Source organism: Streptomyces sp. NPDC029216, assembly GCF_040648015.1.
GTDB lineage: Bacteria > Actinomycetota > Actinomycetes > Streptomycetales > Streptomycetaceae > Streptomyces.
On the sequence record NZ_JBEZWL010000054.1, the window covers coordinates 20,238 to 40,201 of the forward strand.

The 19,964-nt window shown below is 70.6% G+C and carries 29 protein-coding genes and 1 pseudogene; 18 read left to right on the forward strand and 12 right to left on the reverse strand.

Annotated features, from left to right (window positions below):
* Nucleotides 1-63 precede the first annotated feature (63 nt).
* The 9 genes from AB0F18_RS20335 (at nucleotide 64) to AB0F18_RS20375 (ending at nucleotide 5,430) form a co-directional block, all read left to right on the forward strand.
* The gene (locus AB0F18_RS20335; RefSeq protein WP_362062653.1) at nucleotides 64-279 is read left to right on the forward strand and encodes an MBL fold metallo-hydrolase RNA specificity domain-containing protein; all 216 of its coding nucleotides are present in this window, start codon (nucleotides 64-66) and stop codon (nucleotides 277-279) included.
* A gap of 178 nt (nucleotides 280-457) precedes the next feature.
* Nucleotides 458-1,123, forward strand: coding sequence for a CBS domain-containing protein (locus AB0F18_RS20340; protein ID WP_362062580.1), 666 nt, complete (start codon nucleotides 458-460; stop codon nucleotides 1,121-1,123).
* 159 nt (nucleotides 1,124-1,282) lie between these two features.
* Nucleotides 1,283-1,624 (forward strand): metalloregulator ArsR/SmtB family transcription factor, encoded by a 342-nt coding sequence (locus AB0F18_RS20345; RefSeq protein WP_362062582.1) that lies wholly within the window; start codon nucleotides 1,283-1,285, stop codon nucleotides 1,622-1,624.
* A 41-nt stretch (nucleotides 1,625-1,665) separates the two neighbouring features.
* Complete coding sequence (locus tag AB0F18_RS20350; RefSeq protein WP_362062655.1) at nucleotides 1,666-3,351, forward strand: SulP family inorganic anion transporter; 1,686 nt, start codon at nucleotides 1,666-1,668, stop codon at nucleotides 3,349-3,351.
* Nucleotides 3,348-3,773 (forward strand): pyridoxamine 5'-phosphate oxidase family protein, encoded by a 426-nt coding sequence (locus tag AB0F18_RS20355; protein WP_362062585.1) that lies wholly within the window; start codon nucleotides 3,348-3,350, stop codon nucleotides 3,771-3,773. The genes AB0F18_RS20350 and AB0F18_RS20355 overlap by 4 nt, the downstream gene beginning before the upstream one ends.
* Nucleotides 3,770-4,198 (forward strand): ATP-binding protein, encoded by a 429-nt coding sequence (locus AB0F18_RS20360; protein ID WP_362062588.1) that lies wholly within the window; start codon nucleotides 3,770-3,772, stop codon nucleotides 4,196-4,198. The genes AB0F18_RS20355 and AB0F18_RS20360 overlap by 4 nt, the downstream gene beginning before the upstream one ends.
* A 17-nt stretch (nucleotides 4,199-4,215) precedes the next feature.
* Nucleotides 4,216-4,653 carry an anti-sigma factor antagonist gene (locus AB0F18_RS20365; protein ID WP_362062590.1) on the forward strand — a complete coding sequence of 146 codons (438 nt, stop codon included), beginning with the start codon at nucleotides 4,216-4,218 and terminating at the stop codon, nucleotides 4,651-4,653.
* 51 nt (nucleotides 4,654-4,704) lie between these two features.
* Nucleotides 4,705-4,926: an alkylphosphonate utilization protein gene (locus tag AB0F18_RS20370; RefSeq protein WP_362062593.1), complete on the forward strand. Its 222-nt coding sequence runs from the start codon at nucleotides 4,705-4,707 to the stop codon at nucleotides 4,924-4,926.
* 138 nt (nucleotides 4,927-5,064) lie between these two features.
* Nucleotides 5,065-5,430 (forward strand): metalloregulator ArsR/SmtB family transcription factor, encoded by a 366-nt coding sequence (locus tag AB0F18_RS20375; protein ID WP_362062596.1) that lies wholly within the window; start codon nucleotides 5,065-5,067, stop codon nucleotides 5,428-5,430.
* Between the two features lie 186 nt (nucleotides 5,431-5,616).
* Here AB0F18_RS20375 and AB0F18_RS20380 read toward each other — a convergent pair whose 3' ends face one another.
* Genes AB0F18_RS20380 through AB0F18_RS20395 form a run of 4 tightly spaced genes read right to left on the reverse strand, consistent with a single transcriptional unit; the run spans nucleotide 5,617 to nucleotide 6,437 of the window.
* A complete protein-coding gene (locus tag AB0F18_RS20380) occupies nucleotides 5,617-5,772 on the reverse strand; it encodes a DUF6126 family protein (RefSeq protein WP_362062599.1) in 156 nt (51 codons plus the stop codon).
* Nucleotides 5,769-5,954 (reverse strand): hypothetical protein, encoded by a 186-nt coding sequence (locus AB0F18_RS20385; RefSeq protein WP_362062602.1) that lies wholly within the window; start codon nucleotides 5,952-5,954, stop codon nucleotides 5,769-5,771. The genes AB0F18_RS20380 and AB0F18_RS20385 overlap by 4 nt, the downstream gene beginning before the upstream one ends.
* A 26-nt stretch (nucleotides 5,955-5,980) precedes the next feature.
* Complete coding sequence (locus AB0F18_RS20390; protein WP_362062604.1) at nucleotides 5,981-6,217, reverse strand: hypothetical protein; 237 nt, start codon at nucleotides 6,215-6,217, stop codon at nucleotides 5,981-5,983.
* A gap of 37 nt (nucleotides 6,218-6,254) precedes the next feature.
* Entirely contained in the window at nucleotides 6,255-6,437 is a 183-nt protein-coding gene (locus tag AB0F18_RS20395; protein ID WP_362062606.1) for a hypothetical protein, read from the reverse strand.
* A gap of 335 nt (nucleotides 6,438-6,772) precedes the next feature.
* Between AB0F18_RS20395 and AB0F18_RS20400 the strand changes: the two genes are divergently transcribed.
* Both AB0F18_RS20400 and AB0F18_RS20405 read left to right on the forward strand, forming a co-directional pair.
* On the forward strand, nucleotides 6,773-7,105 hold the full coding sequence (locus AB0F18_RS20400; RefSeq protein ID WP_362062608.1) for a hypothetical protein: 333 nt from the start codon (nucleotides 6,773-6,775) through the stop codon (nucleotides 7,103-7,105).
* Nucleotides 7,106-7,120: 15 nt separating this feature from the next.
* Nucleotides 7,121-7,219: pseudogene (locus tag AB0F18_RS20405) on the forward strand (IS5/IS1182 family transposase); the annotation flags it as partial.
* A 619-nt stretch (nucleotides 7,220-7,838) separates the two neighbouring features.
* Here AB0F18_RS20405 and AB0F18_RS20410 read toward each other — a convergent pair.
* The 4 genes from AB0F18_RS20410 to AB0F18_RS20425 form a co-directional block, all read right to left on the reverse strand.
* Entirely contained in the window at nucleotides 7,839-8,195 is a 357-nt protein-coding gene (locus tag AB0F18_RS20410; RefSeq protein ID WP_362062610.1) for a hypothetical protein, read from the reverse strand.
* A 309-nt stretch (nucleotides 8,196-8,504) separates the two neighbouring features.
* Complete coding sequence (locus AB0F18_RS20415; RefSeq protein WP_362062612.1) at nucleotides 8,505-8,849, reverse strand: hypothetical protein; 345 nt, start codon at nucleotides 8,847-8,849, stop codon at nucleotides 8,505-8,507.
* A 298-nt stretch (nucleotides 8,850-9,147) separates the two neighbouring features.
* Nucleotides 9,148-9,753 carry a DinB family protein gene (locus AB0F18_RS20420; RefSeq protein ID WP_362062614.1) on the reverse strand — a complete coding sequence of 202 codons (606 nt, stop codon included), beginning with the start codon at nucleotides 9,751-9,753 and terminating at the stop codon, nucleotides 9,148-9,150.
* Between the two features lie 39 nt (nucleotides 9,754-9,792).
* Nucleotides 9,793-11,100 carry an MFS transporter gene (locus AB0F18_RS20425; RefSeq protein ID WP_362062616.1) on the reverse strand — a complete coding sequence of 436 codons (1,308 nt, stop codon included), beginning with the start codon at nucleotides 11,098-11,100 and terminating at the stop codon, nucleotides 9,793-9,795.
* Between the two features lie 89 nt (nucleotides 11,101-11,189).
* On the opposite strand from AB0F18_RS20425, the gene AB0F18_RS20430 reads away from it, so the two are divergent.
* Nucleotides 11,190-12,167: a winged helix-turn-helix domain-containing protein gene (locus AB0F18_RS20430; RefSeq protein ID WP_362062618.1), complete on the forward strand. Its 978-nt coding sequence runs from the start codon at nucleotides 11,190-11,192 to the stop codon at nucleotides 12,165-12,167.
* Between the two features lie 634 nt (nucleotides 12,168-12,801).
* Here AB0F18_RS20430 and AB0F18_RS20435 read toward each other — a convergent pair.
* The 4 genes from AB0F18_RS20435 to AB0F18_RS20450 all read right to left on the reverse strand — a co-directional run bounded on the left by AB0F18_RS20435 (nucleotide 12,802) and on the right by AB0F18_RS20450 (nucleotide 14,982).
* Nucleotides 12,802-13,608, reverse strand: a complete 807-nt coding sequence (locus AB0F18_RS20435) for a tetratricopeptide repeat protein (RefSeq protein WP_362062620.1) — start codon at nucleotides 13,606-13,608, stop codon at nucleotides 12,802-12,804.
* 284 nt (nucleotides 13,609-13,892) lie between these two features.
* Nucleotides 13,893-14,147: a hypothetical protein gene (locus AB0F18_RS20440; protein ID WP_362062622.1), complete on the reverse strand. Its 255-nt coding sequence runs from the start codon at nucleotides 14,145-14,147 to the stop codon at nucleotides 13,893-13,895.
* Nucleotides 14,144-14,449, reverse strand: coding sequence for a DUF6247 family protein (locus AB0F18_RS20445; RefSeq protein ID WP_362062624.1), 306 nt, complete (start codon nucleotides 14,447-14,449; stop codon nucleotides 14,144-14,146). The genes AB0F18_RS20440 and AB0F18_RS20445 overlap by 4 nt, the downstream gene beginning before the upstream one ends.
* Nucleotides 14,450-14,565: 116 nt before the next feature.
* Nucleotides 14,566-14,982 (reverse strand): hypothetical protein, encoded by a 417-nt coding sequence (locus tag AB0F18_RS20450; protein ID WP_362062625.1) that lies wholly within the window; start codon nucleotides 14,980-14,982, stop codon nucleotides 14,566-14,568.
* A 227-nt stretch (nucleotides 14,983-15,209) separates the two neighbouring features.
* Here AB0F18_RS20450 and AB0F18_RS20455 point away from each other — a divergent pair, with 227 nt between their 5' ends.
* From AB0F18_RS20455 to AB0F18_RS20480, 6 genes are all read left to right on the forward strand, one after another.
* Nucleotides 15,210-15,626, forward strand: a complete 417-nt coding sequence (locus AB0F18_RS20455) for a hypothetical protein (RefSeq protein ID WP_362062627.1) — start codon at nucleotides 15,210-15,212, stop codon at nucleotides 15,624-15,626.
* An 89-nt stretch (nucleotides 15,627-15,715) separates the two neighbouring features.
* The gene (locus AB0F18_RS20460; RefSeq protein WP_362062629.1) at nucleotides 15,716-15,883 is read left to right on the forward strand and encodes a hypothetical protein; all 168 of its coding nucleotides are present in this window, start codon (nucleotides 15,716-15,718) and stop codon (nucleotides 15,881-15,883) included.
* 149 nt (nucleotides 15,884-16,032) lie between these two features.
* Nucleotides 16,033-16,437, forward strand: a complete 405-nt coding sequence (locus AB0F18_RS20465) for an STAS domain-containing protein (protein ID WP_362062631.1) — start codon at nucleotides 16,033-16,035, stop codon at nucleotides 16,435-16,437.
* Nucleotides 16,438-16,668: 231 nt separating this feature from the next.
* Nucleotides 16,669-17,949 carry an MFS transporter gene (locus AB0F18_RS20470; protein ID WP_362062633.1) on the forward strand — a complete coding sequence of 427 codons (1,281 nt, stop codon included), beginning with the start codon at nucleotides 16,669-16,671 and terminating at the stop codon, nucleotides 17,947-17,949.
* Between the two features lie 272 nt (nucleotides 17,950-18,221).
* Nucleotides 18,222-18,809, forward strand: a complete 588-nt coding sequence (locus tag AB0F18_RS20475) for a hypothetical protein (RefSeq protein ID WP_362062635.1) — start codon at nucleotides 18,222-18,224, stop codon at nucleotides 18,807-18,809.
* Nucleotides 18,810-19,163: 354 nt separating this feature from the next.
* The gene (locus AB0F18_RS20480) at nucleotides 19,164-19,748 is read left to right on the forward strand and encodes a nitroreductase family protein (RefSeq protein WP_362062637.1); all 585 of its coding nucleotides are present in this window, start codon (nucleotides 19,164-19,166) and stop codon (nucleotides 19,746-19,748) included.
* The last annotated feature ends 216 nt before the right edge of the window (nucleotides 19,749-19,964 follow it).

The window sequence follows — 19,964 nt, forward strand, 5'->3', positions numbered from 1 at the left end:
CCCGACCCCCGTAACGCCGTCGGCATCGTCGGCTTCGCCGCCGCCGGCACCCCCGCGCCCGGGATCTGGCGGCCCGTACGCGCCGGGGTCGCCGACGTCCCACGCTTCTCCGCTCACGCCCACGCCGACGCCGACGCCGACCAGATCATCGGCTGGCTGCGCAGCGCGCCGCCCCCGCACACCGCCTACCTCGTCCACGGCGAAGAGGGCGCCGCCGAGACCCTACGCGGCCGGATCACGGACGAGCTGGGCTGGACGGCCGTCGTACCCATCCGTTGAGGTGGGCCGGACGGCCCCCGCGGTCTGCACCACGCGGCCCTCCCGGCCCCCGCCGCACCCTGTGCACCGTGAGGGAGAGGGATCGGAGGCACACCATGAGCACGATGCACGCCTCCTCGACCTGTTCGCACCCCAAGGCAGCGGAACCCCGCTCGCCTACGCCCGTTGAGGACCCGCCATGACTTCCACCTCCGGCTCCACCCCGTACACCGTCGCCGACGTCATGACCACCAAGGTCATCGCCCTCACCCCCGACACCGGCTTCAAGGACATCGCCGCCGCGATGGGACGGTGGAAGGTGACCGCCCTCCCCGTCATCGAAGGCGAAGGCCGCGTCGTCGGCGTCGTCTCCGAGGCCGACCTCCTGCCCAAGGAGGAGTTCCACGAGCACCGCCCCGGCCTGATCGAGCAGATGCGCCGCCTCGGCGACACCGCCAAGGCCGGCTCCACCCGCGCCGAGGACCTCATGACCACCCCCGCCGTCACCATCCGCCCCGACGCCACCCTCCCCCAGGCCGCCCGCCTCATGGCCGACCGGCACATCAAGCGCCTCCCGGTCGTCGACGCGGACGGCACCCTCAAAGGCATCGTCAGCCGCGCCGACCTCCTCAAGATCTTCCTCCGCACCGACGACGAACTCACAGAGGACATCCGCCAGAACGTCGTCGAGCGCCTCTTCCCGCTCTCCCACCAAGCCGTCGAAGTCACCGTCTCCCACGGCATCGCCACCCTGACCGGCCAGGTCAGGGACCACACCCTGATCCCCCTGGCCGAACACCTCACCCACTCCGTCGAAGGCATCGTCGACGTCCACTGCCGGCTGGAGGCCAACACGGCGGCCTGAACGTCATGGGGATGTGGCGGGGCCCTGCACACCAAGGGCCGGCACGTGCCTGCGAGGGGCCGCAGACTCCATGAATTGCAAAAATCTGCAATTCCATACATCCTTAGATGGCCCCCCTCCCCCGTGGCTGGGGCTGGGTGATCGAGCGAAGGAGACACCGTGCCGGTTCCGCTGTATCAGGCGAAGGCCGAGTTCTTCCGCATGCTCGGGCATCCGGTGCGCATACGCGTCCTGGAGCTGTTGCAGGCCGGGCCGATGCCGGTACGGGAGCTCCTCGCGGCGATCGAGGTGGAGCCTTCGGCCCTGTCGCAGCAGCTGGCGGTCCTGAGGCGGTCGGGGATCGTGACCTCGACGCGGGACGGCTCGACCGTGGTCTACGAGCTGGCCAGCGGGGACGTGGCGCAGCTGATGCTCGCGGCCCGGCGGATCCTGACCGAGGTGCTGACCGGTCAGACGGAGCTCTTGGAGGAGCTGCGCGAGGGCGAGGTCGCGGCTTCGTGAACCCCGTTCTGCTGGGTGCGGCTGACCGCCTGCGTGCCGTGATGCCCGCTCGCGCCGACTTCCGGCTGATGGCCCGGAATCCGCGGAGGAACCTGCTTGCCGGGCTGACCGTCGCGATCGTGGCGCTGCCTCTCGCGCTGGGCTTCGGAGTGTCTTCCGGTCTTGGCGCCGAGGCGGGACTGGCGACGGCGGTGGTCGCGGGCTCGCTGGCCGCGGTGTTCGGAGGGTCCAACCTCCAGGTGTCCGGGCCCACGGGTGCGATGACCGTCGTCCTGGTGCCGATCGTGGCCCGGTACGGGCCCGGCGGCGTGCTGACCGTCGGAGTGATGGCGGGTGTGCTGCTGATCGCGCTGGCGCTGCTGCGGGCGGGGCAGTACATGCGGTACGTGCCGGCGCCGGTGGTGGAGGGTTTCACTCTCGGGATCGCGTGCGTGATCGGCCTGCAGCAGGTACCCAACGCGCTCGGGGTAGCCAAGCCCGAAGGGGAGAAGGTCCTGCTGGTGGCCTGGCGGGCGGTGGAGGCGTTCTTCGCGGCGCCGAACTGGACCGCGGTCGGCCTTTCCCTCGGTGTGGCCGTGGTGATGCTGGCCGGAGCCCGGTGGCGGCCGGGGATCCCGTTCTCGATCGTCGCGGTCATCGCCGCGACCGTCATCGCGCAGCTCTTCCACCTGGACGCAGCGGCCCCCATCGGGGGCTTGCCGTCCGGGCTGCCGGCCCCCTCCCTGGCCTTCCTCGACGTCACCGCGCTCGGCTCCCTGATCGCTCCGGCGGTCGCCGTGGCGGCGCTGGCCGCCCTGGAGTCGCTGCTGTCGGCGACGGTGGCGGACGGGATGACGGTGGGGCAGCGGCACGACCCGGACAAGGAACTGTTCGGGCAGGGCATCGCCAACCTCGCCGCCCCGCTGTTCGGCGGGGTCCCCGCGACGGCCGCGATCGCCCGTACCGCCGTCAACGTCCGCACCGGGGCCTCCTCCCGCCTCGCCGCCCTCACCCATGCCGCCGTTCTCGCGGTGATCGTGTTCGCCGCGGCCCCCCTGGTTTCGAAGATCCCGCTCGCCGCGCTCGCCGGCGTGCTGCTGGCAACGGCCATCCGGATGGTCGAGGTCGGTGCACTGCGCGCGATGGCGAAGGCCACCCGCTCGGATGCCGTGGTCCTCGTCCTGACCGCCGTGGCCACCCTGGCACTCGACCTCGTCTATGCGGTGATCATCGGGCTCGTCGTCGCCGGGGCGCTCGCGCTGCGCGCGGTGGCAGCCCAGGCCAGCCTCGACCGGGTCGACTTCCGCCCTGATCTGCCCGGTGAGCACAGCGACGAGGAACACGCGCTGCTCGCCGAGCACATCGTCGCCTACCGGATCGACGGTCCGCTGTTCTTCGCCGGCGCCCACCGCTTCCTCCTCGAACTCTCCGAGGTCTCCGACGTCCGGGTGGTCATCCTGCGCATGTCGCGTGTGACGACCATGGACGCCACCGGCGCCCTCGTGCTCAAGGACGCGGTCGAGAAGCTGAACCGGCGGGGCATCGCCGTGATGACCTCCGGCATCCGCCCCGGCCAGCGCCAGGCCCTGGCATCCGTCGGCGCCCTCGAACTCCTCCAGTACGAGGGCCGCGAGTACGCCACCACCCCCGAAGCGATCGCCGGGGCCCGCAAGCACCTCGAACAAGCCGGGCTCCTGCCCGTCCGGCACCGCCCCCATCAGCACCGCACCCGGAAGGCACCGCGATGACCGCCCCCGCCCCCGCAGGCCTGCGCATGATGGAGGTCTCCGGCACCGAGGCCCTCTGGCTCCTGGAGGGTGCCACCCAGGGCAGGCTCGTCTACCTCCAGCGTCAGCAGGCCGTCATCCGCCCCGCCACGCATGTCATGGAGTACGGCCGCCTCATCGTGCGCGCTCCCGTCCAAGCGGCCGCGGCTCTGGGCAGGGCAGGGCTGACCTATCAGGCCGATGAGATCCATCCTGTCGGCACGGGCTGGACCGTCAGCGCCTACGGGCCGGCCGATGTCATCAACGACCCGGACGAGGCCGCCCACTACCGGCGCACCCTGCCCGGCTGGAGCCACGGCCCCCACGACACCCTGCTGCGCCTGCACCCGCAGTCGGTGTCCGGGTTCCGCCTCGCCCGCCCCGTCCACCGGGTGGGCCGATGACGGCGACACGGCTGGAGACGCTGCCGTACCGGCACGTCCTGACCGTCCCCGCGACAGGCTCGGCCGTCCGCATCGCGCGTGAGACCACCGAGCTGGTGCTGGTCGAATGCGGGGTCGGCCTGCGCCACCCGAGCACCGGGCCGGCCCTGCTGATCCTGTCCGAGCTCGTCACCAACGCGATCCGGCACGCCGCCGCCGTGACCCCGATGATCACGGTCACCTACGCACACGGACCCGGTGTGTTCGCCTTCGCCGTCCACGACCGCCACCCCTACCAGCCGCCGCTCTTCGGGGCCCTGGCCACGGCGCCCGGCAGCGGCCTGGCCACCGTAGCCGAAATGACCACGGGGCTCGGCGGAACCGCCGTGACGCGCGGCGACGCCGACGGACGCGGCAAAAGCATCTGGATCACCCTGCCCCTGTGAAGCCGAGGAATACGACGATGACGATCGAGTGGCGCTACACCACCCACGACCACCTGGGAGTGCTGTCCCTGGCCGGATACCTCGGCGCGGACGCGACCGCCCGCTTCACCGGCGCCATCGGCTGGGCCGAAGCGCGCGGAAGCGGGCCGGTGATCCTGGACCTGACCGAACTGCTGGGCTGGTCGGCCGGAGGACAGCTCGCGGTCGCCCAGGCCGCCCGGCGCCTCGCTGCCGCCGGACGAAACCTCGAACTGGCCGCGATCCCCGCCGACGGCTCCCTCGTTCCCGACGCCAACGGACCGGCCATCCCCGTCCACTGCGATCTGCCCACCGCCCTCGCCGCCCACTGCGGCGGGGCGGCGATGTCCACCGGCCGGGGCGAGGCAGCGGGCAAGGAGTGGCACACCGACCACTGGCCCGGCACCTCGAGCCACGCAGCACCGGCCCTCGGCTGACCCTCCCCCACCCCCTCAGGCCTCTACGAGAACACCAAGGAAGACAGCACCATGAGCGACATCATCGTCAAGGACTCCAACGGCACCCCGCTCCAGGACGGCGACTCGGTCACACTGACCAAGGACCTGAAAGTGAAAGGCACCTCGGAGACCCTCAAGCGCGGCACCCTGGTCAAGAACATCCACCTCACCAGCAAGCCCGGCGAGGTCGAGTGCAACACCAAGAAGGTCAAGGGCCTCGTGCTGAAGACAGAGTTCCTGAAGAAGGCCTGACCCCACGCTGGAGCGGCACAACCGCAGTACCCGAGAATTGGAATCTGCAATTGTGGAGGTCACACACTGTGTGGGTGGGGGCGGAAGGGCTGTCCCCATGACGATGAGCGTTGGGTGGATCAGGTGCGCAGTACACGCGTGACGAGCAAAGCGGGCGAAGCCGCCCATACGCGGGCGCCGCTCTACCAGCTCAAGGCGGAGTTCTTCAAGACCCTCGGCCACCCGGTCCGCATCCGCGTTCTGGAACTGCTGAGCGAACGGGAGCACGCCGTCGCCGAGATGCTGGCCGAGGTCGACATCGAAGCGGCCAGCCTCTCCCAGCAACTCGCCGTCCTGCGCAAGGCCAACCTCGTCCTCACCCGCCGCGAGGGCTCCAACGTGTACTACCGGCTCACCAGCCCCGAGGTCGCCGAACTGCTGCGCGTCGCCCGCAGCATCCTCTCCGGCGTCCTGCAAGGCCAGGCCGAACTCCTGGCCGACCTGCGCGCCACCGGCCCGCAGTAGGGCTGCTCCGAGGGCACTCCGCCATCGGACCACGAACGGCGGCCGCCTCCCGTAAGTGTGGGTTCACTCGCGCTTCTGACACCGGGAGGCGGCCGCTCCCTGTCATCTCGGCCCGCCGGACCCGGATCTGGCGGAGGCCGCGGCGGGGCAGGGAATCCCACCGCCGCCCGCGCCCGGCCGACGTGTTCACTTCTGGGCGTGCCGGCCGAGGTAGAACAGCAGCCACACGAAGCCGGCGAACAGATGCGTCCCGAAGATGTAGAAGAAGGCGCGCAGCGCGACACCCTTCTCCAGCCACTTCTCGTGCTCGGTCGCAGCGCCGTTCTCGGACTTCTCCCTCACAGCCGCTCGCCTCCATCCCCGGCACCGCCGGCTACGTGCCCACTGCCCGGGCCGGTGTACGGGCGGACGCGGACCTTCACGCCATGACGACCCGCCCAGGCCACGAGGTCGCCGATCTCGTCCGCGCCCGCCGTGTGCGTGGCCGGTTCGGTGCCGGCGTCCAGGTAGGTGATCTCGTACATGCGTGCCTCCTCTTGGCCGGTGCTGGTCACGGGGTGCCTTCCGGCGGGATGAAGCGGACCATGACCGCCTTGGCCCGCCGATCGGCAGCGGTCAGCGTGAACTCGGCGTCCGGGGACTGCTGGGCATGGCGTACGGCATGGGTAAACAGCTCGCTGACGACCAGCGGGGCGGCACCGCACAGCGAGGAGCCGACCGCGAGGCCGAAGAGCACCAGGGACTTCTCCGACCGCGTCTGGGTCTTGCCGCTGGGATGCCGGGCCACTACCGGGCCCCTGGCCGGCGGGGGCCGCCATAGGGGGTCATGACCCCTCCTCCCCTTCGACGCCGGTGACCACGCCGTGATCGTGAGCCACGCGGAGCGCGTCCTCCAGTTCCTCGGCGGCCTGCGCCTCCTCGAAGGCGTCGCCGGCCTCATGCGCTGCCGCCTGGCGAGCCCGCGCCATGCGGACTCGTTCCGACGCCGCCTCCGCGAAACCGGTCACACCACCACCCCCGCCATATCAAAACTAGTAAATTGCATAACTCTGCAAGTCTAGCCCGGGTTGGCGGTTTGCGGGGAAAGCACGCTCTGGGCGGCGCACGCAGCCAGGGGGGTTCCGGGCAGCGCCGCCCACCAGCGATGATCGGGCAGGTGCGCCGGCATCGTCGGATGCCGGGGCCGTACGGCGACCCCGTCGATAAGAATCCGTCCGCCGATCCGCTCCATGCAGGCATGCACGTCGGCGCTGCCTGTCCCGTAAACGCTGGCTGGGTTGCGCCTGGGTGAGAGCGGGATGCCCGCGAGACTCCGGCGCGGCGGCTGTGGCAGCCTGCTGGCGTGCCATGGGAGCTGCGAGAACATGCAGGCCGTCACTACGCCGTCCTGTTCCACTACGCGTTGCCGGACGACGCCTGGGCCGTGGAACTGAGCGAGGCTCGGCCTGCGCCGGCCAACCCCGGCGCCGCGGTGACCCATTTTCCCGGTCCTGCTTGCCTGGTAGCGCTTGTCCCAGACGAGGACCCGAATCTGGAACCGACCGTTCGTGTCTACAGCCCTGACGAACGCGTGGTGCCCTACGAGATCATGCGCTGGTTCATGGAACAGGTGGCCGACCAGGTTGAACGCTGCCGCATCGCGTTCGAGCAGGCAGGACCTGAAGCAGTGGAATGATCATGCAGTGCTGGTGTGATCACCGCGTCAGAGCCCTCCTGGATAGCCCCGTTCAGCGGACTGAGCCCACGGCAGTTCGGGAACCTGATCTCCGCGTTACGCCGTCAGACGGCCCGGCGAGTGCCCTCGTCGTCGCAGGGAAGCTGGGTGGCCGGGTGGTGGGCGAGGAAGCGCGCGTAGCCTGACGCTCGACCTCGCTGATCGCCGTCGGCTGCACGTCGATGATGCCGCCGAAAGGCCGGTCGACGTCCCGGATGATGACCAGCATCGTCGTCAAGAGCGCGGTGATCACCGCCAGAGTGACCAGCTGACCGCGGTTGTTCTTCCTCGGCAGGCAGATACCGAGGGCCATCACGGTGATGAAGAGGGTCGCGAGCGAGCAGGGGGCGCCGACGGTCCGTGACCGTCGGACATGGCCGGCCACTCCTGCTTCCGGACCGCGCGGGCGTAGGACCGCTGCGCCTCGGGCGCGTATTCAGCGGTCTCCACCAGCTGATCCAGAGCCCGGGCCGCAGCCATCGGTTGGCGGCGAGGCCTGCGACCAGGGCGACGACGGCAACGACGATGACGAGGGCCACGAGCGGCCACCTCCGAGTGCAGGTGAAAGGTTCCCCTGCTGACGGCAGGGCGCCGTGAGCATTCCGTGATCGCCGGCGCGGTCCGAACGCAGAAACGATCATCCGCCTTCGTACGAGTGACCTCCTTCATGGCGCAGGCGGACCTCACCACACCGCTACTGGTAGAGCTCGCGGGCCGACGGGATGGCAGAGGGCTGCGCCGTGGGGGGGGTGTAGGCGAAGTTCAATACGGTGCGGCGTACGCCGGGACGGCTCAGGGGGCTGACGCGATGGGCCGTGGTGTCGCTGCGCAGCAGGTAGGCGTCACCGGCTCGGTGATGCCGGGTGTGTACGGGGCCGTTGTCGAGGACGTCGAGGGCCGAGGTGTGGGGAACGTATTGAAGGAGTCCGCCGTCGGCCGGTGTGTCTGGCGCCTCTAGGAACAGGACGAGTGCGTAGGGGTAGTCGTCGGTGTGTACGCCGTGGGTGTCACCCCCGCCGAGGGTGGTCATGTGCCGCGGTGAGTCGTCCATGCATGCCATGGCAGACCGGGCAGCGGAACATATCCGTCGGCGTGCAGGCGGGCGGGTGCCGGGTCGGTCGTTTCCGACGGGATGCGGTTCAGGAACACGGTCCGGACTCCTTGCCCATGGGGCAATGCTGGCTGGCCAGGATGAAGTCGCCGCTCACGGCCGCGGCGATCTTGTTGACGTGGTCGCGGGGTCACCGAGGTGCTGCATGTAGAGCGGTTGCCCAGCTGCGCCAGCCGCCCGTGACCGGTGGTGTTCGGCCCCGGAGCCGCAGGGCCCGCGGGCCCTGCGACCGCCTTCCCGGCAATCGGGTCAGCTGAAGACGACCGAGCGCACCTTCAACCGCTCCGAGCCCCCACCGGTGTACGGGCGCAGGTCGAACGAGGGGCCCTCGCAGTTCAGGTCCACGAAGACCCGCGCCCAGGCGTCCGTACGGTTCTTCGGAGAATGAGCGGGCTCGGGGTTCTCCTGGCCGACGCCGGGAAGGTTCAGGCACTCCCCGCTGCGCGGGGCGTTCAGAAAACCGGACGCCTCATAGCCCTCCACAGTCACATAGTCGTAGCGGAACTGACCCGTGGCGGCGACGGCCGAAGTGGGGACGGCAGCAAGAAGCAGCCCCGCACCGAGAACGGCCGTGACAGCGGAACGAAGACGCATCGAAAATGTCTTTCTGCTGGTGGGAACAACTGACGTGGCGATCTCTGCCCTCTCAGCCCCAGCACAGCCACCGCTCACACCTACGAGTGGCAGCGAAACGATCCCTCGTACACCCAAACGGCGCCCTCACTCCTCGGCGGGCCGCAGCTCCTCGGCTTGACCGGCATACCGCACGCAACGTGGCCCAAGGCAGCGTGTGGCCCATCCGCGCAGGGGCCGGGATCCGCGATGTGCCGCGGGCATCTCGGGTGGCCGGGTGCTCGGAAGTCGCACGTGTCGGGTCGGTAGGGAGCTGACGTCAGGCTGCCTGATCGTCCGACTGAGCCTTGATCGGTGCGGCCGACCTGGCGGCCTGCTCGATCTTCGCGCAGTGGGCTGCACGGGCTTCCCCGTCGATCTGCGTTTCGTGTTCGGCGCGCAAACCGGTCCGGCCGTCGAGGCCCTCGCGCAGGATATCGGCGTGCCCGGCATGCCGGATGGTCTCGCCGAGGACGTGAACCAAGATGGCGAACAGGTTCGTGTTGGGATAAGGCTCCGGCCACCACGGCACGTGGCCGGGGGCGTCGAGGGGAAGCTCGTTGATCGTCGCGTCCGAGTGTTCCCACGTGCGTCGGTAGAACCCGATGATCTGGTCGCGGGTCTCGTCCTCGGTCGCCCACTGATCGCTGCCGTCGGAGTCCTGCCACCGGGGCAGCGGTTCCGGGGAGGGCCGGTCGAAGACCTCGCCGAAGTACCTGGCCTCGACGGTGGCCACGTGTTTGACCAGGCCGAGGAGGTTGGTCCCGGTCACCGTCAAAGGTCGGCGGACGTCGTATTCGGACAAGCCGTCGAGTTTCCAGAGCAGTGCCTCGCGGTCCCGCCGCAGTCTGCCGTGCAGGTTGGCCTTCGCGAATTCATCGATCATGCGTCATGAACCTTCCATGAGGGTTACTGCGCGAAAGAACTACACGCATGCGTGTTCAGTGCCGTTCTCTGATTCCGTTGAGTAGTTCGGGACGGATCCGGGGGCCGGGGAAGTGGGCGGGTGCCAGGTGAGGACCCAGCCGGCGGTGAGCGCCGCCGCGACGCCTGCCAGGGCGATTGCGCCGCCTGTTCCGATCCCCGCGGCCACCCAGCCGAAGCAGACCGGCCCCACGCCCTGCAGCGTCATGCTGCCGGAGCCGAGGAGACCGAAGGCCTGGCCCTGGCCATCCTGCGGCAGGGCGTCGAGGAACGGCCGTTGCAGGCCGAGACCGTAGGCGAATCCGAAGCCGCAGAGCAGCAGCAGACAGGACGAGACGCCCACTCCGGGCTCGGCGGCGAAGCCGACCAGCGGCAGTCCCATCAGCGCGATCAACGGGACTACCAGTCGCTCCCGGCTGGTCGGCCGTAGCAGTCGACCCACCAGCAGGTCACCGACAAGCATGCCGACCGGCAGACAGCCCATCAGCACGGCGTACCAGCCGGGCGCGAAGTGCCGTCCTCCCGCGTAGGCGACGATCAGGCCTTCCGCGCCCGCCAGAAACGCGGGCGGTAGCCACTGGGCCAGCATCAGTCGTCGTACCGTCTGTCCGCGCAGCAGCAGGCCGGCGCCGTGCAGGCTTGCCCGGACGGCCCCGCCACCGCCCCGAGCGCTGCCGGGTGTGCCGCCGGACTCTCCCAAGTGCAGCCGGGGTAGCCGGATGCGGATAGCGAGCGCGCAGCCGAGGTAGAGGGCGGCGCTCACCGCGAGCGCCCGGTGCGGGCCGAGTACCGCGACGACCGCACCTCCCAGCGCCAGACCGAACAATTGCGCGCCGGAGGAGGCGATGTTGTTCAGTGAACGGCCCAGTACATAGGCATCGCCCTCCAGCCACTGGGCGACCAGCCGACTCGACGCGCCGCCGAACACCGGTGCGGCGAGGGCGACCAGCGCCACGACGCCGAGGCTTGCCGCGATCGGCATCCGCACCAGGGCGAGCAGCAGGGCGGCGGCGCACTCCAAGGCGTAGCCGCCGACGATGAGCGCGCGGGGCGGCAGTTGGTCGGCCAGTGAGCCCAGCAGCAGCGAGCCGAACAACTGCGGGAGGAAGCCGATGCCGAAGGCCAGTGCGCTGAGCAGCGCGGAGCCGGTGGTCGCGAAGACCAGCACCGAGAACGTGGTGATGCGCAGCGAGCCCGCAGTGATCGCGACGGTGCGGGTCGAGAAGAGCAGCCGGAATCGCGGCTCGGCCAGGACCTCCCGGTAGGTGGCACGGTGGTTGCCGTGCGTGGGTACGGCGGTTTTGGTCATGCCGCGTAGCCTCGCCGTGCGCCCACGCCACTCACCAATGATTCGTCGCTGGACGAATCGGAGCAGACGTCCGGCGGTAGCATGGCAGGGTGCTCCGTTTCGAAGTCTCCGTCGAGGACCTGCTGCGCAGCCGCTTCGCGCTGTCGCCCGCGATGGACCTCTGCTTCCTGCTGCGCTCGCTCGCCGGCCACGGCCGGCCGCTGCCGCAGGCCTGGGCCACGCGGCTCCTGCCGGCCTTTGAGCGGCTTCGCCGCGAGACCGAACTGGACGCCGCCCTCGCCCTGCAGACCCCGCAAGGCGGACCGAACTTCGTCGCCCCGCCCCCGCGCGGCCTCAACCAGACCTGGGCGGACGACCTGGCCGCGATCCGGGCCACACCGCTGGAAGCGGCCCGCCACGAAATCGCCACCACCGCGACCGGCCCGTCCGCCCGTGATCCCCGCGTACGTGCGGTGCTGGACTCGCCGGACGCCGTCTCCAGGATCGCCGAGGCGATGGACCGGGCATGGCACGAACTGCTCGCCGCGGACTGGCCGCAACTGCGCGCGATCTGTGAGCGCGATGTCGTGCACCGAGTGGGCGTGATCGGCGAACACGGATGGGCCACGACCATCGAGAGCCTGCACCCGGGCATCGCCTGGCGCGCCGGCGGCATCGAGATCGGCTTCCTCCGAGGCGGAACACTCCGCCTCACCGGCGACGGGCTCCTGGTGATCCCCTCGGTCTTCGTCGGGCATGTCGCCGCCCACATGGAAGACCCCTGGCCCAGGACCTTGATCTACTCGGCCCGCGGCACCGCCGCCCTGTGGGACGAACAGGAGACCCACCCCCAACCGGACGCGCTGACCGCCCTGGTCGGCCGGGCCCGAGCCCGGCTGCTGTTGGCGCTGGACGCCCCGGCCAGTACCAGCCACCTCGCAAGAAGCCTCGCCATGGCGCCCGGCGCGGTAGGTGACCACCTCGCCATCCTGCGAGGCGCGGGGCTGCTCGTCCGCGCCCGGTCCGGACGCTCGGTGCTCTACCGGCGCACTCCGCTCGGCGAGGCGCTGGTCGCCGGTTCGGGCTGAGGGCTCGGATCAGCACTGTTTTTGAGGCGCCGTCAGCAGATGGTTGCGCGGCCGAGGGTGAGGAAGGTCTTGGATGTCGGCGCGGACTGGCGTTCCCATCACCGCCGTGCTCGCAGTTCGGGGGGGCTTGACCGGCAAGGGCTCGCTCGCTCATCCAGCCTGCGGCTCAGGGTCCTCGCGCTAGGGTTCCGTTGACCTCCGCGGCACGCGCCAGTGCGGACCCTGGGGCGTGAGGCGGTTCTCCGGCGAGGCGGATAGTCGGAACGGCGGCAGCGTAGGTCCGTCCGTGGATGAAGTCCCGCAGCGTGACCACCTGGTCCCACGTCGGCGAGGAATGCCGGGGAGGGGCCGGCTCGGTCATGCCGCGATGCCACACCGAGGCCATTGTTCGAGGACACGGCCCGACTGATTCGGCGGTGGGGCAGCGTGTGGAGTCTGGCCGCGCACACCCGACTCCGTCTCGCCCGTCCACTCGCGCGCGCCACCAGCAAGCCGCCCGAGGCCCAAGCATGTCGAGCACCCGTGACGCCCTGGGCTGGACAGCCAGACACCGGTGCGACGGTTCCACCAGGGGAGGCCTGGGTCGGCGAAGGGATTGTTGAATGTGCCCCGGAGGATGCCGTCGTCTGCGGGTCTAGCCTGAAGCCCCTCCGGCTGCGCCGCCACGGTCACGGAGGGCGTTCAGGGCTTCGGGGACGCCGGCGTCGGCGGCACGCTGCAACCAGGCGCGGGCTCCCTCAACCTCCCCTTGCTGCTCCAGCAGGACACCGAGGTTGAACATGGCGTCGCGCTCGCCGGCGTCCGCGGCACGCTCATACCAGGTACGGGCTCCCTCGATGTCTCCCTGCTCGCTCAGCAGGACACCAAGGTTGTACGTGGCATCGGAGTCGCCGCGGTCGGCGGCACGCTGGTACCAGCCGCGGGCTCCCTCGGTGTCCCCCTCCAATCTCAGAAGGTTTCCGACGTTGCACATGGCGCCGGTGTGGCCGGCGTCGGCGGCACGCTCGCACCAGACGCGGGCTCCCTCGGTGTCCTGCTCCCTCAGCAGCAGGACACCCAGGTTGTGCATGGCTTCAGGGTCGCCAGCGTCGGCGGCGCGCCGGTACCAGGTACGCGCTCCCTCGGTATCTCCCTGCTTGTTCAGCAGGAGACCGAGGTTGAACATGGCGGTGGGGAGGCCGGCGCCAGCGGCGCGCTCGTACCAGGTACGCGCTTCCTCGACCTCCCCCTGCTCCTCCAGCAGGAGACCGAGGTTGGACATGGCGGGGGTGTGACCGGCGTCGGCAGCACGCTGGTACCACGTGCGGGCGCCCTCGGCCTCCCCCTGCTCCTCCAGCAGGACACCGAGGCTGGCCATGCTGTCGAGGTCGCCGGCGTCAGCGGCGCGCTGCAGCATCGCCTCCTGCCGCTCGCCCTTCTTGCGCATCCTCAGCCACCGCATGCCCTCGATCCTGCCGTGGCCCCAGGCCGCAGGCGACAGCTCGTGCCACGCCCTGCTCCACTCGGGCGATGATGGACGCCGGCGTCCGGGCGGCCAGGGCGACGGCCCTCCGGCCACGAGCCGCCGCACGGCGCGGACGCCCCTGCCGTCAGCGGATCGCGGCCTTGAGCGCGGCCCGGGCGACCTGCGTCTGCAGAGCACGGCCAAAGTCTCGAATCAACCTCGGCGGTGCCGTCCGTCTTCCACCCCGACACGCGCCCTTCGCCCATGACGTCTGCCCAGGTTCAGCCGAGCCAGACGATGTCGATGACATAGAGGCGGCCGCCGGCCCGGTTGATGAAGTAGACGGCCGTCAGCTGCCCGACGAAGGCGGAGCGGACGTCCTCTCCTTCGGGGTCGCGGCTGTCGAAGGCCGGGAAAGACCAAGGGTCGCGGGAGGCGATGTCCAGGACATCGCGGAGGATCTCCACCGCGTGCTCGGGGAGCGCGGTGAGCACCTTCGCGGCCTGTGGAGACAGACGGGCCGGCCACGCACTCACGGGCGTGCGCCCAGGACGTCGTCCAGGCCGATGCCGTCGGAGTCGTCCATGCCGGAGGCGATGAAGGCATCGACGGCCGGGGCGGCCGCCAGGCGGGCCTTCCATCCGCGGACGACCTCGTGAAGCGGGGTGAGGCTGTAGCTGTGCCGCGAGTCCTCCAGGGCCTCGGCCCAGTCCCGCTCGAAGGCAGGCACCCACTGGGCGGCCCGGCGGTCCGCCCGGATCCGTACGAGGAGCTCCGCAGCCGCGGTAGGAGCGGGGGCCGGGGGCGGTACGGGCGCGTGCTCGGGCTGGGCGCTCATGAACTCCTCCAAAATGTCTCCTGGTCACGGTACCGGGCCCGGGCGAGGAGCATGCAGGGATGCGCTCTTCCTCCTGCCGGGAGGGGGAACGACGCCTCTCGTCGGTCGGCTCCGGGTCATGTTGATCTCGCTTGCGAAGGCGGCGTGCCCGGACCCCGGGAAGGTGTTGGCCGGTTCTCGCGGGCGATCCAGCCGAGGAACTCGTCGGCCAGGCTCTCCAGCGTCCTGCCGTGGCGCGCCGCCGCGTACCACGTGTCGAGGTGGTCCCCGGGGTTGTGCGGGTTGAGCGCCCCGCACCGCAGACCGGCCGCATCGAACTGGCCTCCCAGACATACGGCGCCGTCCGTACCGGTCGAGGCCCAGACGAGCACTCCCTCGCGCCACAGCACGTCGACGGGTGCGTCCACGCAGAAGTCGTCCGGCTCGGGGGCGGTGGACGGCCACGTCGCCACCCGCTCGGCGAGCCGCTCCACGACCGGCCGCCATGCGTCGCCGAGCTCCCAGTCCGCGAGGTACTCCTCGAATGCGTTCACCGGCCCAGTGTGCGACGGCCCGGTCGGGCCGATTGCTGCGGAGCGGCGTTCATCGAAGCGGCCGCCGTCCCGCCCGAGAAGCGCAGCTTCACCGTGCGCATGCTCCTCGCCGAGATCCAACCCTGACCTGGCACGGTCACAGCCACACGGCGGCATGTCCCGGGCGCCGCCGACGGTCCCGGCGTCCGTGGCGGCGCACTCCCCTCCCCCGGCCTTAGGGTGACCACATGGACATGCGGACAAGCATCGAGATCCTTTCCGAGGAAGCCGAACAGCAGCTCCGCGACCACGTCTGGGCCCCCACCACCGCCGACCGGACCATCGCCGCGAAGGCCGCCGCCGACCTGAACGCCGTCATCAGCGCCCCGTCCGCCCAAGGAGCCCTGCCCGCGATCGACCGGCTGGAACACCTGCGCGAAGCGCTCGCCGTCCTGGCCATCGCCCTCGCCCACGTCCACGGACGCCTCGCCTGGTTCCTCGGCGCAGCCACCACCGCGCTCACACCCGTCCTGAACTGGCGCGCCCTGCCCGACCAGCACGGCCCCACCTTCGGCGCCGTCGAACCGTCCCCGCAGGAGTACACCGACGCCGAAAGCGCCATCCGCCGACTCCACGCCACCCTCACCCACATCACCGCTACCTGACCCGCCAGACCCGGCCCGAACGCCCTACCGATCTCCCTGGCCCGCGGACCCGAGGTGTGAAGGCCCACCACACCGGTAAGGGTGCCGGTATGCCGCACACCGCCGAGGCCCTGGCCCACGCAATCGCCCGCGCCGTCCGCGACGGCGATGACCGGCGCATCAGCGACCTGCTGAAGACCTTCGCTCAGATGGCCGACCTGCCAGCCCTCCTCCACCTTCGCCACATCCTCAACCAGCCCCCGGGCCCCACCCACTGAAGGCCGCCCACCCGCACGGCACGGGCGTAGCCGTATCTGTAGCCGGCAAGGTTGACGCCGAAGGGCGAGCCGCGCCGCCGTCCCGGGCAACGTCGCGACAGGATGGGGAGCCCCGGAGGCCCCGGCGCCCCGGGCGTGAGGAGAGCGCATTGATCACCACGAACGTCGAGCGTCACGGAACGGTCCTCGTCAGCGTCACCGGGCCACTCGACAAGAGCGCGGGCCCGGCGCTCCAGCGGGCCCTGGACGACGTCACCGTCGGCGAGCGAGACCTCAAGGTCGACCTGCACCACGCTGAGTCCATGGACGTGGACGGCCTGCTCCACCTCCTGGCCCTCCACCGGCGAGCGGAGAACCTGGGCCTGCGCGTTCTGGTCGTCGGCTGGCAGCCCCAGCCCCAGCAGCTCATGGCCGACGTCGCGGGCATCCGCGGGCGCCAGTCAGCCACCGGCGAAAGGTACGCCGTGGCGGGCTTCCGCCGGCTTGTCGAGGAGCGGGCGCAGCGTGCACGCGACCTCGCCGATTCCGAAACCGGATGGCTGTCCGGCGTCTAGCCCGGGCGGTTCGGTCCGGCGTCACAGGGAGGGCCCGGCCTGCGGTCTATCGCACAGTTCGTCAAGCGCAGGCGGGATCAGCGATGATGCGTTGGCAGGCACGGCTTCCACTCGGATCACGGGGCGTAGAGCTCCGTGATCGTGGAAGCCGTGCCTGTCACGTTCCAAGGGCTCCGCCGCCGTGGCTCATGAAGTCGTGGCTCATGAAGCCTCATCCAAGGAGAAGTGACGATGGACCCCACACCCAGCAGACGATCCTTCCAGAAGCTGTGGGCAGCCACCGCCACGTCGAACCTTTCGGACGGGGTGAGCCTGGCCGCGGCGCCCCTCCTCGCGGCCACAGTGACCCACGACCCGGCGCTCATCGCCGGCATCACCGTTGCACAGAGGGCCCCGTGGCTGGTCCTGGCCTTCATATCCGGAGCCCTCGCGGACCGGCTGGATCGAAAGCGTGTGGCACAGGCGGCTAACTGGATCCGGGTCGCCGGATTCGCGGCCCTCGCCGTGGCGGTACTCGGTGACGCCGTCTCCATGCCACTGCTCTACGCGGTCTTCTTCGCCATCGGGACGGCCGAGACGCTCTATGACAGTTCGTCGTCCGCATGGCTTCCGACCCTGATAGCACCGGATGACCTGGGCCGGGCCAACGGACGGCTGCAGACCACGTTCGTCGTCTGCAATGAGTTCGTCGGACCGCCGATGGGCGGATTCCTCTTCGCCTCCGCGGCCGCAGCCCCGTTCGTGGTCGGAGCCGGCGGCTATCTGGCCGCCGTCGGCCTGCTGGCGCTGATCCCCTCGGTCACCGGGCACCGGCAGGAGCCGTCCGCGGAGCCCCTGACGGTGAAGAGCGTCGCGGCAGACATCGCCGTCGGCGCGCGGTGGTACTGGACGTCGCCGACGCTGCGGTCACTCAGTGTCATCGCGGCGATGGGCAATGCCGTCAGCGCCGCCACCTACGGCATCCTCGTACTCCTTGCCACGGACGTGCTCGGAGTCAGCTCTGGCTGGTACGGCGTACTGCTCGCGGCCGGTGCCATCGGAGCGGTCATCGGCGGCCTCGTGGCCGACAAGGTCGGCGCGCGGATGCCGTTGGGCACGCTGATCCTGGTGACGAACCTGCTGTCGGCCGGATCCACCGTCGGCATGGGACTGGCGATCAGCCCGGCGGCCACCGTCGCCTTCATGGCGCTGGACGGCTTCGTCGTCCTGATCCAGACCGTCCAGGTCGTCACGCTCCGACAGCAGATCGTGCCGAACGAACTGATGGGCCGCGTCACCGCGGCCTACCGGTCCGTCGCCGTGGGCGCCTTCACCGTCGGAGGCATAGCCGGCGGCCTGGTGGCGAAGTTCTTCGGAATCCCTGCCGCCTTCTACGCCGGTGGTACCGCCATGGCGCTCACTGCCCTCGCGGTCCTGCCCGTGCTGAACGACAAGCGCCTCGCCCAGGTGAGAAGAGAGGCAGCCGGTCCGGAAGGGACTTCCGAAGAACGCCACGCGGACGCTTCGGCGTAACAGCGGCATTCCGTCCAGCGGGCCACGATCACACGGCTCGGCCCGAACCGAACCGCACCGAGACGGCCTGGCCGCCCTGCTGCGCGGGGGCCTTCGGCAGGTCGTTGGACCTCCTGCTGTTCGCCTTCGGCCGCAGGCTGCCGAGTGGTCGGCTCCGCGGGGAGTGTCCCTGCTCTCCCCCGGGCCGCTTGCCGGCGCCTTCAGCGCTATGGCGCCGTGAAGCTCGTCCCGGCCTTCCTTCCTGATCACGCGGTTCGGGATAGCGTGCGGGCATGGCGATATCGGGGAAGCGGCGGGTCCTGTACCGGCAGGGCACTGGGTTCTGGCGGATGACGGCGAAATGGGTGGCGGTGTTCGGCGCCCTGTACCTGCTGGACGGCGGGCTGCTCCGGTCATGGGGCGACGCTCTGGTCCTGCCGATGATCGGGGTCCTGCTGTGGGTGCCGTTCGGGATCGGTGTCGTCTGGTACCCGAAGAAGGACCACTTGGTGACGCTGACGACGCATGAGCTGCGGGTGCGGCGCAGGCGGATCCCCATGGAGAAGGTGAACCTGCTGCACGTGGCGCGGCTGTGGCTGGAGGGGCGGTCGACCGCCGACGACCAGCCGGTGCCCGACTGGAGGCGCTGCGACCGGGTGGTGTGGGTGCCGCTGCGGGACGGCCGTGCCTTCGGCGTGGAATTCCGCGACCCGGCCGCGTTCGCCGAGGCCCTCGGCGCCTTCGCCGTCGCGGCGTGCGGCGGGCCGGACATCGTCCGCGCGAGGGCCGCGGCGGAAAGCCACCCGGATCCGATGCCGATGCGGCCCCGCCCCAGTCGGGACGACGGTTCCTGGCTCGACGTGCTGGAGATCTTCGACTGAGAGGCGGACGCGGACGGCGGCGTCAGGGCGCTGTCCGTCTGGTCGTGAAGCGAGGCGGGCCGGGCCGGCCGGGCTGAGGTCGGGGGGCGTGGCGCGGAAGCCCTCGCGGCCTTCAGCGGCGCGCGCGTGAAGTGGCGTACCTGAAGCGGCGCGACGAGGTGTTCGTCCTCGCCCGGGCAGAAGCCCGGCCGCTCACGCGCCGGTGCCGAGCGCGCAGTTGGCCCGTCGCGCTCGGGCCGGATGAGCTGGGCCCTCCGTGCCTACGGGGGCGTGGCCGCGCCGGGCGGGAGGCGTGTTCCGGCTGTGCCGGCTCCGGCCGGAATGGATCACGGTGGCGGGCTGTTGTCCGCCCATGTGTCCGATGATCTCATTACGCCCGGTCAGGTCCATCCGCTGCTGGCGGGCCGCTTCAGCCCGTACGAGTTCGACCCGTCCGTCAAGGTCGACGACGACGTCCTCGACCTGCTGCTCGAGGCGGCCCGGTGGGCGCCCTCCGCCGGAAACTCCCAGCCGTGGGGGTTCCTGACGGCCAGGCCCGGTGAGCCGGAGTACGAACGGGTGGTACCCCACCTCGCGCCCAGTTCCGCCCGGTGGGCCCTGGACGCGGGTCTGCTGATCGTCGCGCTCACCCGCCGGCACGCCGGCGACCCGGACATTCTCTACTCCGAGTTCGCCGACTACGACCTCGGCCAGGCCGTGGCCCATCTGACGGTGCAGGCCCAGTCCATGGGGCTCGCCTGCCACCAGTTCCGCGCCTTCGACCTCGACGCCCTCACCGAAACGCTCCGCCCGGACCCGGGCTGGGCCGTCGTCTCCATGATCGCGGTCGGTAAGGCAGCCGGCCGGCCGTCGGTGGTGCGGGAGCGGCGTACCACGTGCGACCTCCGCTCAGCCCCTTGGGCCTCGTCGCAGAAGGGCGAGGAGCCGGCTCAGGAGTGAGCGCGGTGGCACCGTCCGCCGCGACGACATCCGTGCTGCCGCGGGCGGTTGAGACGTTCGTGAGACTCCGGGGGCGGTCGCGCCCGTAGCGTCGTTGGTGTCCGCCTCTGACGTCAGGGGGCAGAGGCCCACCCGTACGCGTGTCACGGATAGCGAGGGGAAAGCATGATGCGACGGATGCGTGCCGGCCTGGTCGGGGGAGCGCTGGGACTGGGT